The following is an 18,967-nucleotide window of genomic DNA, read 5'->3' on the forward strand; positions in this document are numbered from 1 at the left end:
GAGCCGTCGGCCATAGACACCCTTTTTTGGAGTACCTATGGACCGCGCACTGAACGCCCTCGTTAACCTCGACGTCCCCGCCGATACCGTCCGGATCGACGTCCGGGGGAGCCTGAACCACGAGTCGCGCCCCGACTTGGTTCACATCATCCGCCGGGTCCGCCGCATGGGCATCCGCTCCCATATCCGCGTTGACCTTTCCCAAGCTGCGCTGGTGGAGTCCGCCGCGCTGGCGGGACTGCGGAGCGACCTCAACGCCATGGACATCACCGCGCTGGCCGGGATTGACGGCGCCGGCGTCTCTCTCCAGATCTCCACTTCCACCGGCAGTTGGACATCTCCCGGCAGCCCGGCCGGCCGGACTGTTCCAGCTTCCGACGACGACGCCCTCCTTCCGGACGTCAGCCGGGAATTCCTGGGCGTCCCCGCAGCCCGGCTCGAGGATCTGTTCTCCCGGCCGCTGCAGGAATACTCGGGTGAAGAGCTCCTGGCGGCCAGCGACACCCTGTTCGCCCTGCTGGACAACCCCAGGGCACTTGCCGGCTCGGACCTCCTGGGCCGCTACAACGACATTGGCCGGGAAATCCTCCGGCGCCGTCAGGATCCCGAGGCGCCGTCCACCGCGGCAGAGGGCCAGACCGCCAGCTGACCCGGCGTCACTGAATGGTTACACCCCGCTCCTTGCGGGGGTGTCTTCGGTTGTGCCTACGGTAGAGGCGTGCCGTATGAGGGGGAGGTAAGTCCGCAGGACCGGCGCGGGTCTTCCGCGGCCCGCCTGCTGGCGGAAGCCGCTGCCCTGAAACGCTTTTCCCGGCGCACGTTCCTCACCGGCGCCGGGGCCTCGGGATTGCTGGCGGCGGACATGCTCCTCACGCGGGAGGTCCAGTCGCAGCGCCGGACCAACAAGATCCTGCCCGTGCCGGACAACTTCGCGGACGCCTACTACCCGGACGCCAGCTGGTTCCTCTTCCCCGGCTACAAAACCAGCTGGGAAGAGGCGCAGTGGATCCTGAACTCGCTGCGCGGGTCCCTGAACAAGCGGGCCCGGCTGGCCGCCGTCGGGTACTCCAACCAGGGGCTGGACATCGACGAGGTGGTGATCGCCGTGATCGAGTACGTCCGCGCCCGGAAGCTCACCAAGCTCTTCTTCTACGGGCACAGTTTCGGCGGGATGGTGGCAACCCAGGTGGCCGCCCGGCTTTTGGAGCTTCACGGCGTGGAAGTGAAGTTCATCGTCCTGGACTCCAGCCCGTACAGCAAGCATGACGTCCTTGACCAAAGCTGGTTCGACGGCGTGGTGTTCCTCTACGAGCGCGGCTTCCGGTTCCCGTCCACCCTGCGCGGCGGTTACGAGCTGGGCGAACGGGTGATCCACAAGGACGAGCGCAGCTGGCGGCAGATCCTGGACCAGACCCTGGAACAACTGTCCCCGATCGCCCCGTCCAGTGTGCTGATCCAAACCGAATCCGCCTACATCTACTACTTCGATGGATCCCGGTTCGCCGGGCGGATCGGCAACGCCAGGATGGCCTACATCGGCAACCCGAGGGACCGCACCGTGCGCTACCAGACGGCCGCCGAGGCGTGGGCGGTGGCGTTCAAGGACAACATGGTTTCGACGGGCCTGCAGACCACCGGAGCCGCCCCCGCCCACGCTAGCCCCGGCTGGAACCCGAACGTGTACAACCCCCTCCTGGAGGAACTGCTGAACGGGTTCTTCCCGCTGCCCCGGGGCGGCTCCAGGGTGAGTGTGTTCTAGATCTGGTTCTTCAGGTCCGCCACGGAGTTCAGGACCTGGTTGGGCCGGAACGGGTAGGCGGCAATATCGTCCTTGTGCGTAATGCCGCTGAGAACCAGGACGGTGTGCAGCCCCGCCTCCATGCCGGCAATGATGTCCGTGTCCATCCGGTCACCGATCATGGCGGTAGTTTCCGAGTGCGCGTCGATCTGGTTCATGGCGGAACGGAACATCATGGGGTTCGGCTTGCCCACGATGTACGGCTCCCGCCCCGTGGCCTTGGTGATCAGGGCAGCGATGGCGCCGGTGGCCGGCATGGGGCCGTCTTTCGACGGGCCCGTGGCATCCGGGTTGGTCGCGATGAAGCGGGCACCGGCCAGGATCAGGCGGATCGCGGTGGTGATTGCCTCAAAGGAGTAGGTACGTGTTTCGCCGAGCACCACGAAGTCCGGGTTCTGGTCGGTAAGGATGAAACCAGCCTCGTGCAGCGCCGTCGTCAGCCCGGCTTCGCCGATGGTGTAGGCGCGGTTTCCTGATTCCGAGCCGCCCGCGGACACCTGGTCCTTCAAGAACTGGGCGGTGGCCAGCGCCGAGGTCCAGATGTTCTCCTCCGGAACCTCCAGGCCTGAGGCCCGCAGCCGGGCGGCCAGGTCGCGCGGGGTGAAGATGGAGTTATTGGTCAGCACCAGGAAGCGCCTGGAGGTGTCCACCCAGCGCTGGATCAGTTCGGCTGCTCCCGGGATCGGCTGGTTCTCATGGACCAGGACCCCGTCCATGTCCGTCAGCCAGCACTCGATTTCCTGGCCGCTGCGGTATACCGCGGGATTTCCTGCTACCTGGTCTGCTTCTGCCACGCTTACCTCCACCGGTGATGTTTGCTCCAGTGGACCAGTCTAGTGTTGAGGGGTGAACCAAACGCCCGGCCTTCCCGACGACCCCAACGCACACCCCGAGGAGGCCGCGGCGCCCAAGGCGGAGGTCGGCGTCGGGCCCTGGGAAGGCGAACTGCCGGAAGGCGACCACTGGGACCCGGACCTGCTGGCCGACGGCGACCGCCGCAACGTGCTGGACAAGTACCGCTACTGGAAGCACGAGGCGATCGTGGCGGAACTGGATTCGCGCCGGCACAACTTCCACGTGGCCATCGAGAACTGGCAGCACGACCTCAACATCGGCACGGTGGTGCGGACCGCCAACGCGTTCCTCGCCAAAGAGGTGCACATCATCGGACGACGGCGGTGGAACCGGCGCGGTGCCATGGTGACCGACCGCTACCAGCACGTCCGCCACCATCCCACCGTTGAGGACTTCGTGGCGTGGGCGCAGGGCGAGGGGCTGGCGATCATCGGCGTCGACATTTTCCCGGACTCGGTGCCGCTGGAAACCTACGACCTGCCCAGGGACTGTGTGCTGGTTTTCGGCCAGGAAGGCCCGGGCCTTACACCCGAAGTCCACGCGGCGGCGGAGGCCACGCTATCCATTGAACAGTTCGGCTCCACCCGGTCCATCAACGCCGCCTCAGCGGCAGCCATCGCCATGCACGCCTGGGTCCGGCGGCACGTCTTCAACCAGCACGTGTAGGGCGCGCGCTTCTGCTTGCGGGAGTGTTACCGACGGCTGACCCGAATCGGCGGCGGTGTGGCGGATATCGCTAGGATGGAGCTAGCCGTAAAGCGGTCTACGGGTTACCAGCCCTCAGACGAAACTCAGCATAGGAGTCAGCATGCCCATTGCAACCCCAGAGATCTACTCCGAAATGATCGACCGCGCGAAGGCAGGCGGCTTCGCTTACCCGGCCGTGAACGTCACCTCCTCGCAGACCCTGAACGCCGCCCTGCGCGGTTTCGCCGAGGCTGAGTCCGACGGCATCGTCCAGGTTTCCACCGGCGGTGCGGCCTACTGGTCCGGCGCCTCCACCAAGGACATGGTTGCCGGTTCCCTGGGCTTTGCAGCCTTCGCCCGCGAGGTGGCCAAGAACTACGGCGTGAACATTGCGCTGCACACCGACCACTGCCCCAAGGACAAGCTGGACGGCTTCGTCCTGCCGCTGCTGGCCGCCTCCGAGGCTGAGGTCAAGGCCGGCCGCAACCCGCTGTTCAACTCCCACATGTGGGACGGCTCCGCCGAGACGCTGCAGGAAAACCTCCGCATCGCCCGCGAACTGCTGGAGCGCACCGCCGCCGCCAAGATGATCCTCGAGGTTGAAATCGGCACTGTGGGCGGTGAAGAGGACGGCGTTGAGAACGAGATCAACGAAAAGCTCTACACCACCGTTGAGGACGCCCTGGCCACCGTTGAGGCCCTGGGTGCCGGCGAGCACGGCCGCTACATCACCGCGCTGACCTTCGGCAACGTCCATGGCGTGTACAAGCCCGGTGGCGTCAAGCTCCGCCCGGAGATCCTCAAGGACATCCAGGCCCAGGTGGGCGCGAAGATCGGCAAGGAAAACCCGTTCGACCTGGTGTTCCACGGCGGTTCCGGCTCCTCGGACCAGGAGATCGCTGACGCTGTCTCCTACGGCACCATCAAGATGAACATCGACACCGACACCCAGTACGCCTACACCCGCCCGGTGGCCGACCACATGTTCAAGAACTACGACGGCGTCCTGAAGGTGGACGGCGAAGTGGGCAACAAGAAGACCTACGACCCCCGCGTCTGGGGTGCCTCCGCCGAAGCCGGCCTGGCAGCCCGCGTGGTCGAAGCCACCAAGCAGCTCGGCTCGGCCGGAAAGACCTTCTAGATGTCGGACGAGTTCCGCAAAAACCTCATGGGTCCGGAGCCCACGCTCCTGCCCGCCGAGACCGAGGTGTACCAGCACCTCGCCCTCGGCCAGGAAGCGGTGGACCTGGTGGCGAAGAACCCCACGTCCTCGCTCCTGTGGGCCATCCTGGCTGAAGAGGCGTGGGCAGAGGGGCGAACCATCGACTCCTACGCCTACGCCCGGGTGGGCTACCACCGCGGGCTGGATGCGCTGCGCCGCAACGGCTGGCGCGGCGCCGGCCCCATTCCCTGGGAGCACGAGCCCAACCGCGGCTTCCTGCGCGCCCTCTACTCGCTGGGCCGGGCCTCGGCAGCCATCGGCGAGCCGGAGGAACCCGAGCGCATCGAGAAGTTCCTCAAGGACTCGGATCCCGCGGCCAAGGCAGCCATCGAAGGCCAGTAGTACAAGCATTCGCTGAAAGAACGACGGCGGGCGGCCACCTTCTCCACGAAGGTGACCGCCCGCCGTCGTTCCCCACCCGCACCCTCGCCTCGCAAGCTCGGCCAGGGAACCCTGCGGGCGTGGGCCCGTTCTTTGGTTATGCCTTCTGCAGGCCGGTCCGCGCCATTGCGTCGGCGTAGGCAACGCGCATGTCCTCCAGGTATTCCGCCTGGCGGGCCGGGGAACCGGCGAACGCGCGGCCGCTGAGGGAGCGCACCTTGTAGGTCTTGAGCCCCCGGCGCCAGAGAAGGGGCACCTCGGTCTTCAGCAGCAGGTTTGCCAGGCGGTTGGCTTCGGTGCCATGGGCCACGATGACGGACGCCCGCGGGACCAGGGCCAGGAATTTGAGCAGCGGCTTGAGCCCGGACTGGATCTGGTCCGGGGTGAACTTCCCGTTGGCCTCGCCGGGGACGTGCCAGGGGTGGACATTCCAGGGCATGACGAACTCCGGGCGGAGGCCCAGCTTCCACTGGATCCCGAGCATGCGGGTGGCGGCGTCCTGGTCGCCGGCGGTGATGAAACCTGAGGGATCTGCTTCGCCGATGTTCGAGAACAGGCTGATGATGCGGCATTCTTCGACGTCGTGCATGGGGTCGACGTAGGGAACCACGGTGCCGGGCCTGGTCTCCTGCAGGGAATCGCAGAGTTCGTTGACGGCGGCGACGTTGGGCTCGTAGCGGCGGCTCAGGAGCTGCTCATGGAATGATTCGGGGGCCAGTGCTGTCATGTACTGCTGGGTCTCCTGCGGGGATTGGCGGTGCATCCGCAGCTGAAACGGGCGCACGGGGGCGCGGCGCATCAGCGGCGGCAATTGGGGGTGGGCCGGTTCCTGGCCGGCCTTGCCCAGTCTACCAAGCCGCGCGAAACGAAACGCCGGTCAAGTACCCCAGCGCGCAGGTATCAGGGTTTGTCGAATTGATTGACAGAAACCGCTTACGTTGGTTGGCTGTTGTCACAGTCCGCAATGGGGGACATGGCGGCTGGACGCACCTAATGCACTCGAAAGAGGTAACGCGCTGTGAAGAAATCCTTGAGGACCCTTGCTGTGTCCGGAGCCCTGGCACTCGCCGTCGTCGCAGGACCGGCCCCGCTGGCGCAGGCCGTCGGCGAGGGACCGAACTATGACGGCAACGGCCAGGTCACAACCTCGAAGCTGGCCACCTATGACCAGATGGTTTCCTTCCTGAAGGACCAGGACGCCAAGCAGCAGGCGATGGAACTGGAAGTCATCGGGCAGACCGTCAAAGGACGGGACATCCACCTGGTCAAGTACATCTCGGACCCGGACAATCCCACCATCCTCTACCTCACCCAACAGCACGGCAATGAACAGCTCACCACTGAGGGCGCGCTGGAATTCGTTAAGCACCTGGGGACGGGCAAGTCAGGGGACATCCTGGCCGGCGTGAACATCCTGATCGTTCCCATGCTGAATGCAGACGGGGCCATGGGCGACGTGAACTTCCCGCTGGACGATTACGTGGCGAAGGGTGACCGCAACCTGACCCGCTACAACGCCGAGGGCGTGGACCTGAACCGCGACCATGTTGCCAAGGTCCAGCCCGAAACGCAGGCGCTCCACAACAATGTGATGCGCAAGTACGACATCGACTACATGATCGACCTGCACCACCAGGGCACCCGCAGCGAGCGTGACGGCGAGCTGGTGTCCGGCTCCATCCTGTACCCCACCACCCCCAACGCGGACCCCGCCGTCGTCGAAAGGTCCAAGCAGCTGGGTGCCGTGGTGTTCGACAATGTGGACTCCACAGGCTGGGGCCACCTGGGCAAGTACCAGGGCGGCAGCGCCGAAACCATCAGCCGCAACGGCATCGCAGTGGAATACGGGATCTCCACCCTGCTGTTCGAGATGCGCGGCATGTCGGACCACTACCTGGACGGCTACGCCCTGGGGCTGCGCAGCAACGGCTACCTGATCAAGCAGACGGTCACCACTCTGACGTCCACCGCGGCGGCCATCGCTGACGGTTCAATCGCCGACGCCGACACCTCCTTCTGGGACAGCCTCGCCGAGCAGACGTCCCGGCCGGGCGGGGAAGCTGACGACGAGTAGGGCACAGGCCCACCGGTTGCGGCCCTCCTTTGCCTTGCGTAAAGGAGGGCCGCGGCCAAACGGGGGACAAAGGGCACCATCGGCTAAACTTGGGTGGTAAGGGCCCCGGGGCCATCGCGCCGCAGTCCCGCCCGCGGGACAACGGACGCCGGTCCACTCGGGGCATTCTCATGAACGGCGCTGCACCAGGGCCGCCACGATGTGGCGGGCTGCTGGGGAGCCCGAACGAATGGGGGAGGATCCCATGCCAGCAATTGTGATCGTAGGAGCCCAGTGGGGCGACGAAGGTAAAGGCAAAGCCACCGACCTGCTGGGCGGCCGCGTCGATTACGTCGTCAAGCCGAACGGCGGCAACAACGCCGGGCACACCGTCGTCGTAGGCGGTGAAAAGTACGAACTCAAGCTGCTCCCGGCAGGTATTCTCAGCCCCAACGCGGTTCCCATTATCGGCAATGGCTGCGTAGTGAACCTCGAGGCACTGTTCCAGGAGATTGACGGCCTGCAGGCGCGCGGCGCCGACACCTCCAAGCTCCGCGTCTCCGCCAACGCACACCTCGTTGCCCCGTACCACCAGGTGCTGGACAAGGTGACCGAACGTTTCCTCGGGAAGCGTGCCATCGGCACCACCGGCCGCGGCATCGGCCCCGCCTATATGGACAAGGTGGCCCGCCTTGGCATCCGCGTACAGGACGTCTTCGACGAATCCATCCTCCGCCAGAAGGTGGAAGGCTCGCTGCACCAGAAGAACGAGGTCCTGGTCAAGATCTACAACCGCCGCAGCGTGGTGGTGGACGAGATCGTGGAGTACTTCCTGTCCTTCGCCGAGCGTCTCCGGCCGCTGGTCATCGACAGCACCCTGGTCCTGAATACCGCCCTTGACGAAGGCAAGGTGGTCCTTATGGAAGGCGGCCAGGCCACGTTCCTGGACGTCGACCACGGCACCTACCCCTTCGTCACCTCGTCCAACCCGACCGCAGGCGGCGCCTCGGTGGGCTCGGGCATCGGCCCCACCCGCATCTCCCGGTCCATCGGCATCATCAAGGCCTACACCACGCGCGTCGGTGCCGGCCCGTTCCCCACGGAACTCTTCGATGACATGGGCTTGTACCTGCAGAAGACCGGCGGTGAGTTCGGCGTCAACACCGGCCGCCCGCGCCGCTGCGGCTGGTACGACGCCGTCCTGGCCCGGCATGCTTCCCGGGTCAACGGTTTCACGGACTACTTCGTTACCAAGCTGGACGTCCTCACCGGCATCGAGCAGATCCCTGTGTGCGTGGCCTACGACGTCGACGGCGTCCGCCATGACGAGATGCCGATGACGCAGACCGAGTTCCATCACGCCAAGCCGATCTTCGAGTACTTCGACGGCTGGACCGAGGACATCACCGGTGCCCGCACCCTGGCGGACCTGCCGGACAATGCGCGCAACTACGTCCTCGCCCTGGAGAAGCTCTCCGGCACGCGTTTCTCCGCCATCGGCGTGGGACCGGACCGGGACCAGACCATCGTGGTGAACGACCTCATCAACGACTGACCCTCCAGGCCAGCCAGTCCTGATACGGCGGCGGCGGACCACCATTTCCAGGGGTCTGCCGCCGCCGCTTTTAAGGTGGCAGGCAATTTACACAGGGTTAACGGGGCTGGTCTTGTGAGGGCGCGGGCGGGGGCCGCAAACTTTTTTAATACTTGGTGTACCGATCACCTGCAGTTCACACAACCCGCGGAAAGATCGCAGCGATGCGTACGTGCCGGCCGGCGCGAGGGCGTCGCCAGCATGATTTCCCTCTGGAAGGATGTCGCTATGGCCGGGAACTTCGAAGTGTTTGTCGACGCGGACTCGCTGTACAGGTTCCGGTTGCTGGGGCCTGACGGCACGGTCATGGCCGTCTCCCAGGCGTTCAAGGACAAGCCTGCCGTGAAGGCAGGGATCGACGCCGTCCGCGAATGCGCCGGCACCGGACTGGTGACCGATCTTTGCCCGGCCGGGGCAGCTGCTCCGCCGGCGCCTCTTCCCGTCCACGAGCCTGCGCCGGCCGCTTCGCAGGGCGACTGCGGGCCGCGGCCCGCGACGAGGCTACACATTTTCAGCCTTGCCAAGGGACCGCGCGGGCTGGCGGCCGCCCCGCGCTGGACCCGCGCCGTGGCACCGTAACCGCCCCACCAAAAGATTCTTAAACTTTTTCCGGAACCGCGTAACCCTTCCACCGGCTCCGGCGATTACCTTTATGTAGCGCCGGCCTGGAACTTGTCCCCCATCACGTTCCAGGCCGGCTCTTCCATTCATCCGGCGGCAGGGGCAGCTGCTTTCACACCGGAGCCGGTACCGTCCGTGGCGGTCCCGGCGCAGCGGTTACTGAGGGGTAAAGTTAGCCGGGGAAAAGGCATTCCGTCCCACGGTCAGGCCTTGAACCGAGCGTTCCCCTCTTTGACTGAAAGCACTACGTCCGTGACCGATGCACTGACTGACGAGGCGCTCCGGGACCAGTCCCGGCAGCCCGCCGTTTACAGCCTCGTGTACCGGACTTACGCGTCACAGGTCCTGGGCTACCTCACGGCCCGTGGAGTCGAAGATCCGGAGGCGGCAATGCAGGAAGTGTTTCTCTCCGTCCTGCCCCGGCTGGACTCGGTGCATGGTGGTGCGGCAGGACTTCGCACTTTCATTTTCTCGGTGGCCCACGCCCGGATGGTGGACGATCGCCGCCGCCAGAGCCGCACTCCTGCCCAGGTGACGTTCGAGCCGGAGCTCGACCGCCGGGAGGATGCGTCGGCTGAATCCGAAGCGCTGGACCGCATTTCGCCGCAGGAAGTCCTCCGGCTGCTTGATGACCTCCCCGATGACCAGCGGGAGGTCCTCTCACTGCGCCTTGTAGCCGGGCTCACCGTGGAGCAGGCAGCGGAAGCAATGGGCAAGAGCGCCGGCGCGGTCAAGCAACTGCAGCGGCGGGCGCTCCTCAAGTTAAGGGACCTTGCGGCAGTGAAGGAGTACCTCAAACCATGACCCCCCACGCCACCCGCCTGCCCGCACTGGTCGAGGACATGCTCGCCGACGCCGGCCATCCCGAAGATACGGAACTCCGCACCGCCCTGTTCTCACTGGGATCCTTGGCATCCCTGCCTGCGCCCGCGCCGTCGGCGGAACTTGCCAGGCTGATGGCCGGCGCGGGAAAAGTCACCCCGTCCGTTGCTCCGGCCGATGAACTCGCCCGCCGCCGTCGTCGCATCCACAGGCCTACGGCGCTGGGGCTTGCCCTGGTGGCGGGAATGGCAACAGGGATAAGCGGAGTCGCAGCCAGTTCCCAGGCTCCTGTGCAGGCAGGCAGCTCCTCCGTGCAGGAACTGCTTGAAGACTGGCGGCCGTCCTGGAACATTGCAGCCCCGGGGGACCAGGAAATCCGGCTGCCGGACACGTCAGGCATTGATCCCGGTGCAGTGGCAGCGGACCCCGTTACTGATGGTGCAACCGTCCCTGCCGAGGCTCCTGGCGGGCAGCCTGCCGCGCAGCAACCTGCTCCCCGCAAAGTACCGGGGACACCCGCTCCTGATCAGCAAACCCGGCAGGGAAACGGTGGCGTGACAGGCGCTGGCCGCCAGAATAATCCCCAGGCGCCAGCCCAGGAACGTGTCACATCGGATGGCCCGGGTACGGACCTCCCCGGCGCTGGACAGCCCGGCGGAGACAGCTTGCCCGGCGGGGAGAAGCTGGTGGGAGAAGGCAGCCTCACCGAGGAGGCGTTGAAGCCGCTGGCGGAAGTACTCCAGTCCGTGAACGGCGCCCCCGCAGCGGCCGGCACGCCGGCGCCCGGTGACAGCTGGCTGCAGAAGTTCAACCGATGATGTGCAGCCGAACGCTGGCGTGCAGCCGTGGCCATCTGCGGACACGCAGGTAGGCTAAGGCCATGGGCCACACTAACGATCCAGCTGTCATCGAACGCTTGATGCGGACCAAGGGCCGGTGGGCCATCGTCGGCCTCACAACCAACGAATGGCGCGCCGCCTACGACACGTCCCTGTTCATCAGGGACAGGCTGGGGATGGACATCATTCCCGTGAACCTGCCCGGCGATCCGGTGCACGGCGAACAGGGATACCGCAGGCTCAGTGATATTCCCCCCGGGAAGCATCCCATCGACGTCGTGGATTGCTTCGTGAACTCGCAGAAGGTGGGTGCGGTGGTGGACGAGGCGATCGCCGTGGGGGCGAAAGCGGTGTGGCTTCAGCTTGGCGTGATCGACGAAGCGGCGGCGGCGCGGGCCAAGGCGGCGGGCCTGGACGTGGTGATGGACGTCTGTCCCGCCCAGGTGGCCTGGCAGTTCAATCTCTGACGCCGGCCGAGGGGTGCGGCACCGGCTTACCGCTTCATCAGCTCCGGATAGTGCCGCTCGGTGACATCCGGATGGGCGCGCATCCGGCCCTTGAGCATGTTCATCCCAAAGGACGCGAGCAGGGGGTTGGCGGGATCATCGGTGATGCCGCGCGCAGCCGCCTTGAGCTCCGGCGGCAGGGGGACAGGGCCGATGACGGCGTCCAGCCGGGGCGACCAGAAGAACGGCACCGAATAGCGGTCCACGCCGGGCGGGGGCGCCTGTACCCTGTGGATGGTGGCCGCAAGATACCCTTCAGTGGCCACTTCCAGCATTTCGCCGAGGTTCACCACCAGTGCGCCGGGGATCGGTTCCACCGGTATCCATCCCGTAGTACCGGGCGGCTGTACTTCCAGCCCGCCCACCTCGTCCTGCAGCAGGAGGGTGACGAAGCCGTAGTCCGCGTGCGAACCTACCCCCTGGTCCCCGGCCTCCTCCACTACACCGCCGACGTAGTGGACCAGTTTGCCCATCCATGCGGGCGCATCACGGAACGGCTCGTCAAAGTAGTCCTCAGGCAGCCGGAGTGAAACGGCAATCGCACGGAGGAGCTCCATGCCTACCGAAGACATCAGCCCGGCCCACTCCATCGCAGCCGGCTTGAGCTCAGGAAAGGATTCGTCAGGCCACAGGTTGGGGCCCTGGAGCAGCCAGTATGGCTCGTCCGGCGGATAGTCGCTGACCGGCTCGCGTTCGGGGGAGTAGTCAATCTGCTCGCGCGCGTCCGCCCTTCCCTGGGTCACCTCGGTGCCCATGCGCGTGTATCCGCGGAAGTGGGGCGACAGCCGGTTGTCCAGCTTGAGCCGTTCCTCCAGGGGCAGGTCGAAGAAGCGCCTGATCACGTCCAGGAGATGCTCCGCCTGTCCGGGCGCCCCGCCGTATCCCGTGATCTGGAAGAAACCGACGTTGTGGGTGGCGTGCCGCAGTTGCTCGATGAATTCCGGACTGAAAGACCCGTAGGGCTGCCGTGCGGTGCTTAGGTCCAGAACAGGAATGCTGCCCTGATCGTCTGACATCCTCGCAGACTAGCACCGCTGCGGCCTGCTTTATAGGCTGGCTTCATGGACCCCGACGCACTACGGATAATCTGCCTGTCCTTCCCGGGCGCCTATGAGGATTACCCGTTTGGGCCGGAAACGGCAGTATTCAAGGTCCGGGCCCTTAGCGGCGGTGGAACTGCGTCCGGGGGCAAGCTTTTCGCGTTGTCCTCGATGGATCGCCGGGATTTTTACGTGAACCTCAAATGCGAGCCGTCCCTGGCCGTTCAACTGCGTGCTGCCCACCCGGAGATCACCGGGGCTTGGCATATGAACAAGATGCACTGGAACGGCGTGCGCCTGGACGGGGCGCTGCCCGATGACATGGTCCGGGACATGGTGGAAGACTCCTACGACCTGGTGGTGGCTGGCCTCAACCGCAAGCAGCAGGAACAGCTCGGGTGGTCGCGGCTGTCGGCCGCCGGCGGGGCACAGCCGTGACCGGGAAGCCCCTGGTGAAGGGCATCCTGAACTATCCGGGCGTGGGGAGCACGGAACGGGGTGCGGCTCCTGCGGGATTCACCGGCGTCCTGGAAGAAGTCCGGCTGGGCACCGGCATGGACGCCTACCGGCGGCTGGCGCAAGGCATCCTGGCGTGGGAGCTGCACAGGCGGGCAGGGCTGCGGGTCAGGGCTGATTCGCCCACAGCTGTGCCCGGGGCCCGGGTAGTAAGCGGGTTCGGTGCGGGACCTTTCCGCCTCAATGCGCCGTGCGAGGTGGTCTGGGTCCATCAGCCCGCCCCGGACGGCGTGCCGCAGTCGGCCGGTTTCGGCTACGGGACGCTGCCGGGGCACCCGGCCCGCGGCGAGGAGTCCTTTGAGGTGGAGATCAACGAGGCCGGCGAGGTGCTCCTTCGGATCCGGGCCTTCAGCAAGCCGGGAAACTGGTTCTACGCCGCGGGCGGACTGGTGACCAGGGCCGCGCAGCGCTACGTGACTTCCCGGTACATTGAAGGGGCACGAACACTCGCCGCGGAAGGAACGCCCCCGTGATCTTTATCGTCGTCAAATTCAAGGTGAAGCCGGAATGGTCGGAGCGCTGGCTGGGCCTGGTGGATGGCTTCACCAAGGCCACCAGGGAGGAACCGGGGAACCTCTGGTTTGACTGGTCCCGCAGCGTGGACGACCCGAACGAGTTCGTCCTGGTGGAAGCCTTCAAGGACGATGCCGCAGGCGACCACGTCAACAGCGTCCATTTCAAGCAGGCCATGGCTGACATGCCCCAGGCGCTCGCCGAGACCCCCAGGATCATCAGCCGCCAGCTCGACGGCGATGGCTGGGACCGGATGGGCGAGCTCACCATCGAGTAGGAAGGTCCGGGCCCGTGTGGATCGGCTGGATTGAGTTCGACATCCTCCTGGGCGACGTCCACAGCCTGAAGGGGAAGCGGTCCGTCGTCAGGCCCCTGCTCGCCGAACTCAAGCGCCGCTTCGATGTCTCGGTGGCAGAAGTGGGCGACCACGACCAGTATCGGCGCTCAAGGGTGGGCGTTGGCCTGGTGGCCGCGGACCGGGCGCACCTCGTGGAAGTGCTCGACGCCGTCGACCGCTTCGTTGCCGGGCGCCCGGAAATCGAACTGCTCAGCGCCCGGCAGCGGGAGATCCACAGCGAGGACTGAACACATCGATTGCTCCACAACCGCCGTTTTGAAGGCCAAAAAGGGCCGTTACGGAGCAACCGATGAGGGATGTGGATAACTGGGAGGGAGCCGGGCCAGGTTCTGCTCTTATAGAGCAATGAAGACAGCGCGCCCGCTTCCTGCAGCCCTCAAGGGGCGTCCCTTCACCGCGGCCGAGGCGGCACAGGCGGGAGTTTCCGCCAAACGCCTGCGGCACCGTTCCCTGACACGCCTTGGCAAGGGCATCAGGGAAGACGGTCCGACGGATGAACTTCCCCTGAGCGTCAGGGTGCGGCCGTTCATCGAGGTCAACGAGCGGTGTGCTGCCTCCCACCAGACTGCGGCGGAGCTCCTCTTGCTGCCACATAACCAGCGAAAGGAGCCAGCCGGGATGTTTCACATCATCCGACCCGAGGGTGCAGCAGATCTCAAGCGGCCGCACGTGATCGTGCACCGGATGAAGTTGTATGAGGACGAAGTCACGGTCCATCAAGGGATACCCGTCACCACTCCTGAACGGACATGGCTGGATCTCGCTGAAGTACTGAGCTTGGATGCGCTTGTGGTGGCGGGGGACAGCTGTGTTCGTGTCCCCCGGCCGGAATACGAGGGGAGAGATCAGCCGCTGTGCACAATTGCTGATCTTCAGCGGATGATCGACAGGCACAGGGGTAAACGTGGTCTCCGCAAGGCGAAGGAGGCCCTCAGGCTCGTGCGGGTAGGTTCCGATTCGCCCCAGGAAACATTGCTCCGGTTGGCGATTGTCTGGGCAGGCCTTCCTGAACCCGAACTCAACGTTCCCATCCTGGATACGGAAGGCGTCGGGCACCACGCGCCCGATCTTTCCTATCGGAGGTACCGCGTCGGCATCGAATACGAAGGGGAGCACCATGGGGAGGAACTTCAAGTGGTCCGGGACATCACGCGATCCGAGCGGTACTCCGCCCTTGGCTGGACTGAAGTAAGGATCTCGAAGCGGCACATGATGGACGACGGGAAACAGGCCGTAGCCAAAGTCCGCACTGCCTTGGTTCAGGCAGGCTGGCGCCCGGGCCGTTAAGCATCGAATGCTCCGTAACTGCCGTTCTGAGGGACCAAAAGGGCGGTTACGGAGCAATCGATGGTGTGATGCTAGCCGAAGTACTTCGGCAGGGTCCCTTCGTGGGCTTCGCGGAGGGCGTCCAGGGACAGGCTGTCCACGCCGTTGATGTCCAGGGTTCCGCTGGCTGCGTCCACCACGCCGATGCGGGTGTGGGCAAAGCCGCGGGCCTTGCACATGTCGGTGAAGCGGACTTCCTCCGAACGGGGAACGCCAACGATCGCGCGGCCCTGGGACTCGGAGAACAGCGCCGTGAACAGGTCCACGCCGTCCCGGTCCAGGACGTCCTGCAGTGCGATCCGGGCACCCACGCCGTAGCGCAGCGAGGACTCCACCAGGGCGGCCGCGAGGCCGCCCTCGGAGAGGTCGTGTGCCGAGTCGATCATGCCGTCACGGGACGCGTTGATCAGGATCTCGCCCAGGGCACGCTCGGCGTCGAGGTCCACCTTCGGCGGCTGCCCGCCCAGGTGCCCGCGCATGTTGGCCCATTCGGAACCGTCCAGCTCTGCAGCTGTGGTGCCGAGCAGGTAGATCGCCTGGCCATCCTCGCGCCAGCCCGACGGCGTGCGGCGGGCGACGTCGTCGAGCTTGCCCAGCACTGCCACCACCGGGGAGGGATGGATGGGCGTGGTGCCCGTCTGGTTGTACAGCGAGACGTTGCCGCCGGTGACCGGGATGCCCAGCACCATGCAGGCGTCCGACAGGCCGCGGATGGCCTCGGCCAGCTGCCACATGACGTCCGGGTCCTCGGGGGAGCCGAAGTTCAGGCAGTCACTGACGGCCATGGGCACGGCGCCGGAAGTGGCGACGTTGCGGTAGGCCTCGGCCAGCGCCAGTTGTGCGCCGTGGTACGGGTCCAGGTAGGTGTAGCGGCCGTTGGCGTCGGTGGCCAGGGCAACGCCCAGGCCCGTTTCCTCGTCCACGCGCACCACGCCGGCGTCGTCCGGGAACGCCATGGCGGTGTTGCCGCCCACGTACCGGTCGTACTGGTTGGTGATCCAGGATTTGGAGCACATGTTCGGCGATGCCACGAGTTCGGTCACGGCGGCAGCCAGGGAAACCGGGGAAGACGGGCGGCCGGCGTCCTGCACGGAACCGGTGAAGGTGTCAGCCTGCACGCGGTCCTGCCATTCGGGGCGGGCGTACGGGCGGTCGTAGACCGGTCCGTCGTGTGCCACGGTGCGGGGGTCGACGTCGACGATCACCTCGCCTTCCCAGGTGATGATGAGGCGGCCGGTGTCGGTCACTTCGCCCAGCCAGGAGTACTCCACGGCCCACTTGTCCATGACGGCCTCGAACGCTTCCACGTTCTCCGGGGTCACCACGGCCATCATGCGTTCCTGCGACTCGGACATCAGGATCTCGCCCGGGGTCAGGGTGGGGTCGCGCAGCAGGACGGAGGTCAGCTCAACCTGCATGCCGCCGTCGCCGTTGGAGGCAAGCTCCGACGTCGCGCAGGAGATGCCTGCGGCGCCGAGGTCCTGGATGCCCTCCACGAGGGAGCCCTTGAACAGTTCAAGGCAGCACTCGATCAGGACCTTCTCGGCGAAGGGGTCGCCCACCTGGACGGCGGGACGCTTGGACGGCTTGGTGTCGTCGAAGGACTCGGAGGCCAGCACTGAAGCGCCGCCGATGCCGTCACCGCCGGTGCGTGCACCGAACAGGACCACCTTGTTGCCCTTGCCGGAGGCGTTGGCGAGGCGGATGTCCTCGTGGCGCATGACGCCCACCGCGAGGGCGTTGACCAGCGGGTTGCCCTGGTAGACGGAGTCGAACACCATCTCGCCGCCGATGTTCGGCAGGCCCAGGGAGTTGCCGTACCCGCCGATGCCGGCAACGGCACCGTGCATCACGCGTGCGGTGTCCGGGTGGTCGATGGCGCCGAAGCGCAGCGGGTCCATCACGGCAACGGGGCGGGCGCCCATGGAGATGATGTCGCGGACGATGCCGCCGATGCCGGTCGCGGCACCCTGGTAGGGCTCAACGAACGACGGCGAGTTGTGCGATTCGATCTTGAAGGTCACGGCCCAGCCGTCCCCAAGGTTGGTGACGCCGGCGTTCTCGCCGATGCCCACCAGCATGTCCTTCTTCATTTCCTCGGTGACCTTCTGGCCGAACTGGCGCAGGTGGTTCTTGGAGGACTTGTAGGAGCAGTGCTCGCTCCACATGACGGAGTACATGGCCAGTTCCGCGCCGGTGGGGCGGCGGCCCAGGACCTTGACGATTTCGTCGAATTCGTTCCGCTTGAGGCCAAGCTCAGCCCAGGGCAGTTCGGTGTCCGGGGTCTTGGCGGCGTTCTCGACCGTGTCGATGTTGAACTTCTTGGTGGTGTCGATGCTCACTTGTCGCCTCCCACAATCTTGGTCAGTACGGAGGTGAAGAAGCCCAGTCCGTCGGTGTCGGAACCGCCGATGCCGTCCAGGGACTCCGGACCGAAGCCCTGTTCGGTGGCGTGCTCCGGGTGCGGCATGAGGCCCACCACGTTGCCGGCGGCGTTGGAGATGCCGGCGATGTCGCGGCGGGAACCGTTGGGGTTGAAGCCCACGTAGCGGAACACCACGCGGCCCTCCGCCTCCAGCGCGTCGAGGGTTTTCTCGTCCGCGATGTACTGGCCGTCCTGGTTCTTCAGCGGGATGGTGATTTCCTGGCCCGCCTGGTAGTCCAGGGTCCAGGCGGTGGTGTTGTTCTCCACGCGCAGGACCTGGTCCCGGCACAGGAATTTCAGGTGGTCGTTCTTGATCATCGAGCCGGGCAGCAGGTGCGATTCGGTGAGGATCTGGAAGCCGTTGCAGATTCCGAGGACGGGAAGCCGTGCGTCGCTGTTGGCAGCGTCGATGATCCGGGACATCAGCGGGGCGAATCGGGCGATGGCGCCGGCGCGCAGGTAGTCGCCGTAGGAGAAGCCACCGGGGATGACGACGGCGTCCACGTCACCAAGTTCGGTATCGCCGTGCCAGAGTTCGACGGCGGTGCCGCCGGCGAGGCGCACGGCACGGGCGGCGTCACGGTCATCAAGGGTTCCGGGGAAGGTGACAACGCCGATCTTCGCGCCCGCGAGCCGCGGGTTGGCGGCGACGGCCACAGCCTCGCCGATCAGGGGGAGTTCAGTCATCTCAGGCCTCGACGACCTCGACGTTGACGACGTCCTCGATCACGGGGTTGGAAAGGAGGGTCTCGGCAGCGTCGCGTGCCTGGGCCAGGATGGCCTCGGTCACCTCTCCGTCGACCGTCAGTTCAAAACGCTTGCCCTGGCGGACAGAGCTGAAGCTGGTGAAGCCCAGCCGGGGGAGAGCGCCAACGATCGCCTTCCCCTGCGGGTCCAGAATCTCGGGCTTGGGCATGACGTCAACAACGATCCGGGGCATCCGGTAACTCCTGTGCGTGAGCTTGGGTAATGGCGCAGCGGAGTGGTGCCGTCTCACGCCGTGCCGGGGTGTTGAGGGGCATGGTGGTCCTGCCTTGGACAACGTTGAGGACGGGCGCTCCGCGAGCTTGCTCTATCATTCTACCGGCCGGAACGGGCCTGCCTGTATTCGGTGGTTTCGGAGCCCGGAAGCGGCCCTCAACCAGGTATCGCCGGGCTGTCCGCGGGAGGTTCTGGAGTTGCCGAACCGGCTTCACTAGGATTGCTGGATGGCAGAGAATTCGAAGTCCGTCCTGTTGCCGGTAGTCGCCGCGGCCGTGTTCGCCGGACTTGGCCGGATGGTCCTGCAGAAACTGAAAGCGGACCGCCTTGCCAGGGAAAACCGCGTGGCCGGGCCCGTTGACGAGAAGACCCGGCAGTGGATCAGCGAGGTGGTCAGGACGCCGCGGCAGTAGCCGGTCCCTTCCTGCCG

23 protein-coding genes are annotated in these 18,967 nt (G+C 65.8%); 17 read left to right on the forward strand and 6 right to left on the reverse strand.

Translation table 11 applies throughout. From position 1 onward, the window contains the following. The first annotated feature begins 37 nt into the window (after positions 1 to 37). Both ACJJV6_RS10750 and ACJJV6_RS10755 read left to right on the forward strand, forming a co-directional pair. Positions 38 to 649, forward strand: a complete 612-nt coding sequence (locus tag ACJJV6_RS10750; protein ID WP_407708902.1) for a hypothetical protein — start codon at positions 38 to 40, stop codon at positions 647 to 649. A gap of 69 nt (positions 650 to 718) precedes the next feature. Next, positions 719 to 1,759 (forward strand): alpha/beta fold hydrolase, encoded by a 1,041-nt coding sequence (locus ACJJV6_RS10755; RefSeq protein WP_407708903.1) that lies wholly within the window; start codon positions 719 to 721, stop codon positions 1,757 to 1,759. Here the strand turns inward: ACJJV6_RS10755 and ACJJV6_RS10760 are convergent. Further along, complete coding sequence (locus ACJJV6_RS10760) at positions 1,756 to 2,592, reverse strand: HAD-IIA family hydrolase (RefSeq protein ID WP_200859140.1); 837 nt, start codon at positions 2,590 to 2,592, stop codon at positions 1,756 to 1,758. The genes ACJJV6_RS10755 and ACJJV6_RS10760 overlap by 4 nt on opposite strands. A 52-nt stretch (positions 2,593 to 2,644) precedes the next feature. Between ACJJV6_RS10760 and ACJJV6_RS10765 the strand changes: the two genes are divergently transcribed. The 3 genes from ACJJV6_RS10765 (at position 2,645) to ACJJV6_RS10775 (ending at position 4,904) form a co-directional block, all read left to right on the forward strand. Next, positions 2,645 to 3,319 carry a TrmH family RNA methyltransferase gene (locus ACJJV6_RS10765; protein WP_407708904.1) on the forward strand — a complete coding sequence of 225 codons (675 nt, stop codon included), beginning with the start codon at positions 2,645 to 2,647 and terminating at the stop codon, positions 3,317 to 3,319. A 142-nt stretch (positions 3,320 to 3,461) separates the two neighbouring features. Next, positions 3,462 to 4,481, forward strand: coding sequence for a class II fructose-bisphosphate aldolase (gene fbaA / locus ACJJV6_RS10770; protein WP_009357195.1), 1,020 nt, complete (start codon positions 3,462 to 3,464; stop codon positions 4,479 to 4,481). After that, positions 4,482 to 4,904 carry a DUF3151 domain-containing protein gene (locus tag ACJJV6_RS10775; RefSeq protein ID WP_009357194.1) on the forward strand — a complete coding sequence of 141 codons (423 nt, stop codon included), beginning with the start codon at positions 4,482 to 4,484 and terminating at the stop codon, positions 4,902 to 4,904. Positions 4,905 to 5,040: 136 nt separating this feature from the next. Here ACJJV6_RS10775 and ACJJV6_RS10780 read toward each other — a convergent pair whose 3' ends face one another. Then, on the reverse strand, positions 5,041 to 5,670 hold the full coding sequence (locus ACJJV6_RS10780) for a uracil-DNA glycosylase (protein ID WP_035753559.1): 630 nt from the start codon (positions 5,668 to 5,670) through the stop codon (positions 5,041 to 5,043). A 291-nt stretch (positions 5,671 to 5,961) separates the two neighbouring features. Here ACJJV6_RS10780 and ACJJV6_RS10785 point away from each other — a divergent pair, with 291 nt between their 5' ends. The 6 genes from ACJJV6_RS10785 to ACJJV6_RS10810 all read left to right on the forward strand — a co-directional run bounded on the left by ACJJV6_RS10785 (position 5,962) and on the right by ACJJV6_RS10810 (position 11,339). Further along, positions 5,962 to 7,017, forward strand: a complete 1,056-nt coding sequence (locus ACJJV6_RS10785; protein ID WP_407708905.1) for a M14 family zinc carboxypeptidase — start codon at positions 5,962 to 5,964, stop codon at positions 7,015 to 7,017. 244 nt (positions 7,018 to 7,261) lie between these two features. Beyond that, on the forward strand, positions 7,262 to 8,551 hold the full coding sequence (locus ACJJV6_RS10790) for an adenylosuccinate synthase (protein ID WP_009359046.1): 1,290 nt from the start codon (positions 7,262 to 7,264) through the stop codon (positions 8,549 to 8,551). A gap of 267 nt (positions 8,552 to 8,818) precedes the next feature. Beyond that, complete coding sequence (locus ACJJV6_RS10795) at positions 8,819 to 9,169, forward strand: DUF1508 domain-containing protein (RefSeq protein WP_009359047.1); 351 nt, start codon at positions 8,819 to 8,821, stop codon at positions 9,167 to 9,169. A 294-nt stretch (positions 9,170 to 9,463) separates the two neighbouring features. Beyond that, positions 9,464 to 10,015 carry an RNA polymerase sigma factor gene (locus tag ACJJV6_RS10800; RefSeq protein WP_009359048.1) on the forward strand — a complete coding sequence of 184 codons (552 nt, stop codon included), beginning with the start codon at positions 9,464 to 9,466 and terminating at the stop codon, positions 10,013 to 10,015. Beyond that, on the forward strand, positions 10,012 to 10,851 hold the full coding sequence (locus ACJJV6_RS10805; RefSeq protein ID WP_407708906.1) for a hypothetical protein: 840 nt from the start codon (positions 10,012 to 10,014) through the stop codon (positions 10,849 to 10,851). Before ACJJV6_RS10800 ends, ACJJV6_RS10805 begins: the two co-directional genes overlap by 4 nt. Positions 10,852 to 10,913: 62 nt before the next feature. Beyond that, positions 10,914 to 11,339 (forward strand): CoA-binding protein, encoded by a 426-nt coding sequence (locus ACJJV6_RS10810; protein ID WP_407708907.1) that lies wholly within the window; start codon positions 10,914 to 10,916, stop codon positions 11,337 to 11,339. Between the two features lie 26 nt (positions 11,340 to 11,365). Here ACJJV6_RS10810 and ACJJV6_RS10815 read toward each other — a convergent pair whose 3' ends face one another. Then, positions 11,366 to 12,394 carry an isopenicillin N synthase family dioxygenase gene (locus ACJJV6_RS10815; RefSeq protein ID WP_407708908.1) on the reverse strand — a complete coding sequence of 343 codons (1,029 nt, stop codon included), beginning with the start codon at positions 12,392 to 12,394 and terminating at the stop codon, positions 11,366 to 11,368. A 45-nt stretch (positions 12,395 to 12,439) separates the two neighbouring features. Between ACJJV6_RS10815 and ACJJV6_RS10820 the strand changes: the two genes are divergently transcribed. The 5 genes from ACJJV6_RS10820 (at position 12,440) to ACJJV6_RS10840 (ending at position 15,092) form a co-directional block, all read left to right on the forward strand. Continuing rightward, positions 12,440 to 12,856: an MmcQ/YjbR family DNA-binding protein gene (locus ACJJV6_RS10820; protein WP_407708909.1), complete on the forward strand. Its 417-nt coding sequence runs from the start codon at positions 12,440 to 12,442 to the stop codon at positions 12,854 to 12,856. After that, on the forward strand, positions 12,853 to 13,407 hold the full coding sequence (locus tag ACJJV6_RS10825; RefSeq protein ID WP_407708910.1) for a DUF1990 family protein: 555 nt from the start codon (positions 12,853 to 12,855) through the stop codon (positions 13,405 to 13,407). Before ACJJV6_RS10820 ends, ACJJV6_RS10825 begins: the two co-directional genes overlap by 4 nt. Further along, the gene (locus ACJJV6_RS10830; protein ID WP_009359053.1) at positions 13,404 to 13,724 is read left to right on the forward strand and encodes a putative quinol monooxygenase; all 321 of its coding nucleotides are present in this window, start codon (positions 13,404 to 13,406) and stop codon (positions 13,722 to 13,724) included. Before ACJJV6_RS10825 ends, ACJJV6_RS10830 begins: the two co-directional genes overlap by 4 nt. Before the next feature lie 14 nt (positions 13,725 to 13,738). Then, positions 13,739 to 14,032 (forward strand): DUF503 domain-containing protein, encoded by a 294-nt coding sequence (locus ACJJV6_RS10835; protein ID WP_009359054.1) that lies wholly within the window; start codon positions 13,739 to 13,741, stop codon positions 14,030 to 14,032. Positions 14,033 to 14,150: 118 nt separating this feature from the next. Further along, on the forward strand, positions 14,151 to 15,092 hold the full coding sequence (locus ACJJV6_RS10840) for a hypothetical protein (RefSeq protein ID WP_407708911.1): 942 nt from the start codon (positions 14,151 to 14,153) through the stop codon (positions 15,090 to 15,092). A 71-nt stretch (positions 15,093 to 15,163) separates the two neighbouring features. On the opposite strand, the gene purL is transcribed toward ACJJV6_RS10840, so the two are convergent. From purL to purS, 3 genes are read right to left on the reverse strand one after another with little or no spacing between them, the layout of a single operon-like run. Then, on the reverse strand, positions 15,164 to 17,473 hold the full coding sequence (gene purL / locus ACJJV6_RS10845) for a phosphoribosylformylglycinamidine synthase subunit PurL (RefSeq protein ID WP_407708912.1): 2,310 nt from the start codon (positions 17,471 to 17,473) through the stop codon (positions 15,164 to 15,166). Then, positions 17,470 to 18,243 carry a phosphoribosylformylglycinamidine synthase subunit PurQ gene (gene purQ / locus ACJJV6_RS10850; RefSeq protein ID WP_009359058.1) on the reverse strand — a complete coding sequence of 258 codons (774 nt, stop codon included), beginning with the start codon at positions 18,241 to 18,243 and terminating at the stop codon, positions 17,470 to 17,472. The genes purL and purQ overlap by 4 nt, the downstream gene beginning before the upstream one ends. Position 18,244: 1 nt before the next feature. Next, entirely contained in the window at positions 18,245 to 18,496 is a 252-nt protein-coding gene (gene purS / locus ACJJV6_RS10855; RefSeq protein ID WP_009359059.1) for a phosphoribosylformylglycinamidine synthase subunit PurS, read from the reverse strand. Between the two features lie 268 nt (positions 18,497 to 18,764). Here purS and ACJJV6_RS10860 point away from each other — a divergent pair, with 268 nt between their 5' ends. Further along, positions 18,765 to 18,950: a hypothetical protein gene (locus ACJJV6_RS10860; protein WP_009359060.1), complete on the forward strand. Its 186-nt coding sequence runs from the start codon at positions 18,765 to 18,767 to the stop codon at positions 18,948 to 18,950. Positions 18,951 to 18,967 lie beyond the last annotated feature (17 nt).

Origin of the sequence: Arthrobacter nitrophenolicus, assembly GCF_045833485.1 — a bacterium.
GTDB lineage: Bacteria > Actinomycetota > Actinomycetes > Actinomycetales > Micrococcaceae > Arthrobacter > Arthrobacter nitrophenolicus.

What these genes read in the sequence shown, in the direction of transcription:
- ACJJV6_RS10750 (WP_407708902.1), top strand. Translation starts at nt 38, where the DNA reads ATGGACCGCGCACTGAACGCCCTCGTTAACCTCGACGTCCCCGCCGAT.
- fbaA (WP_009357195.1), top strand. Translation starts at nt 3,462, where the DNA reads ATGCCCATTGCAACCCCAGAGATCTACTCCGAAATGATCGACCGCGCG.
- ACJJV6_RS10775 (WP_009357194.1), top strand. Translation starts at nt 4,482, where the DNA reads ATGTCGGACGAGTTCCGCAAAAACCTCATGGGTCCGGAGCCCACGCTC.
- ACJJV6_RS10780 (WP_035753559.1), bottom strand. Translation starts at nt 5,670, where the DNA reads ATGACAGCACTGGCCCCCGAATCATTCCATGAGCAGCTCCTGAGCCGC.
- ACJJV6_RS10790 (WP_009359046.1), top strand. Translation starts at nt 7,262, where the DNA reads ATGCCAGCAATTGTGATCGTAGGAGCCCAGTGGGGCGACGAAGGTAAA.
- ACJJV6_RS10795 (WP_009359047.1), top strand. Translation starts at nt 8,819, where the DNA reads ATGGCCGGGAACTTCGAAGTGTTTGTCGACGCGGACTCGCTGTACAGG.
- ACJJV6_RS10805 (WP_407708906.1), top strand. Translation starts at nt 10,012, where the DNA reads ATGACCCCCCACGCCACCCGCCTGCCCGCACTGGTCGAGGACATGCTC.
- ACJJV6_RS10810 (WP_407708907.1), top strand. Translation starts at nt 10,914, where the DNA reads ATGGGCCACACTAACGATCCAGCTGTCATCGAACGCTTGATGCGGACC.
- ACJJV6_RS10815 (WP_407708908.1), bottom strand. Translation starts at nt 12,394, where the DNA reads ATGTCAGACGATCAGGGCAGCATTCCTGTTCTGGACCTAAGCACCGCA.
- ACJJV6_RS10820 (WP_407708909.1), top strand. Translation starts at nt 12,440, where the DNA reads ATGGACCCCGACGCACTACGGATAATCTGCCTGTCCTTCCCGGGCGCC.
- ACJJV6_RS10840 (WP_407708911.1), top strand. Translation starts at nt 14,151, where the DNA reads ATGAAGACAGCGCGCCCGCTTCCTGCAGCCCTCAAGGGGCGTCCCTTC.
- purQ (WP_009359058.1), bottom strand. Translation starts at nt 18,243, where the DNA reads ATGACTGAACTCCCCCTGATCGGCGAGGCTGTGGCCGTCGCCGCCAAC.
- purS (WP_009359059.1), bottom strand. Translation starts at nt 18,496, where the DNA reads ATGCCCCGGATCGTTGTTGACGTCATGCCCAAGCCCGAGATTCTGGAC.
- ACJJV6_RS10860 (WP_009359060.1), top strand. Translation starts at nt 18,765, where the DNA reads ATGGCAGAGAATTCGAAGTCCGTCCTGTTGCCGGTAGTCGCCGCGGCC.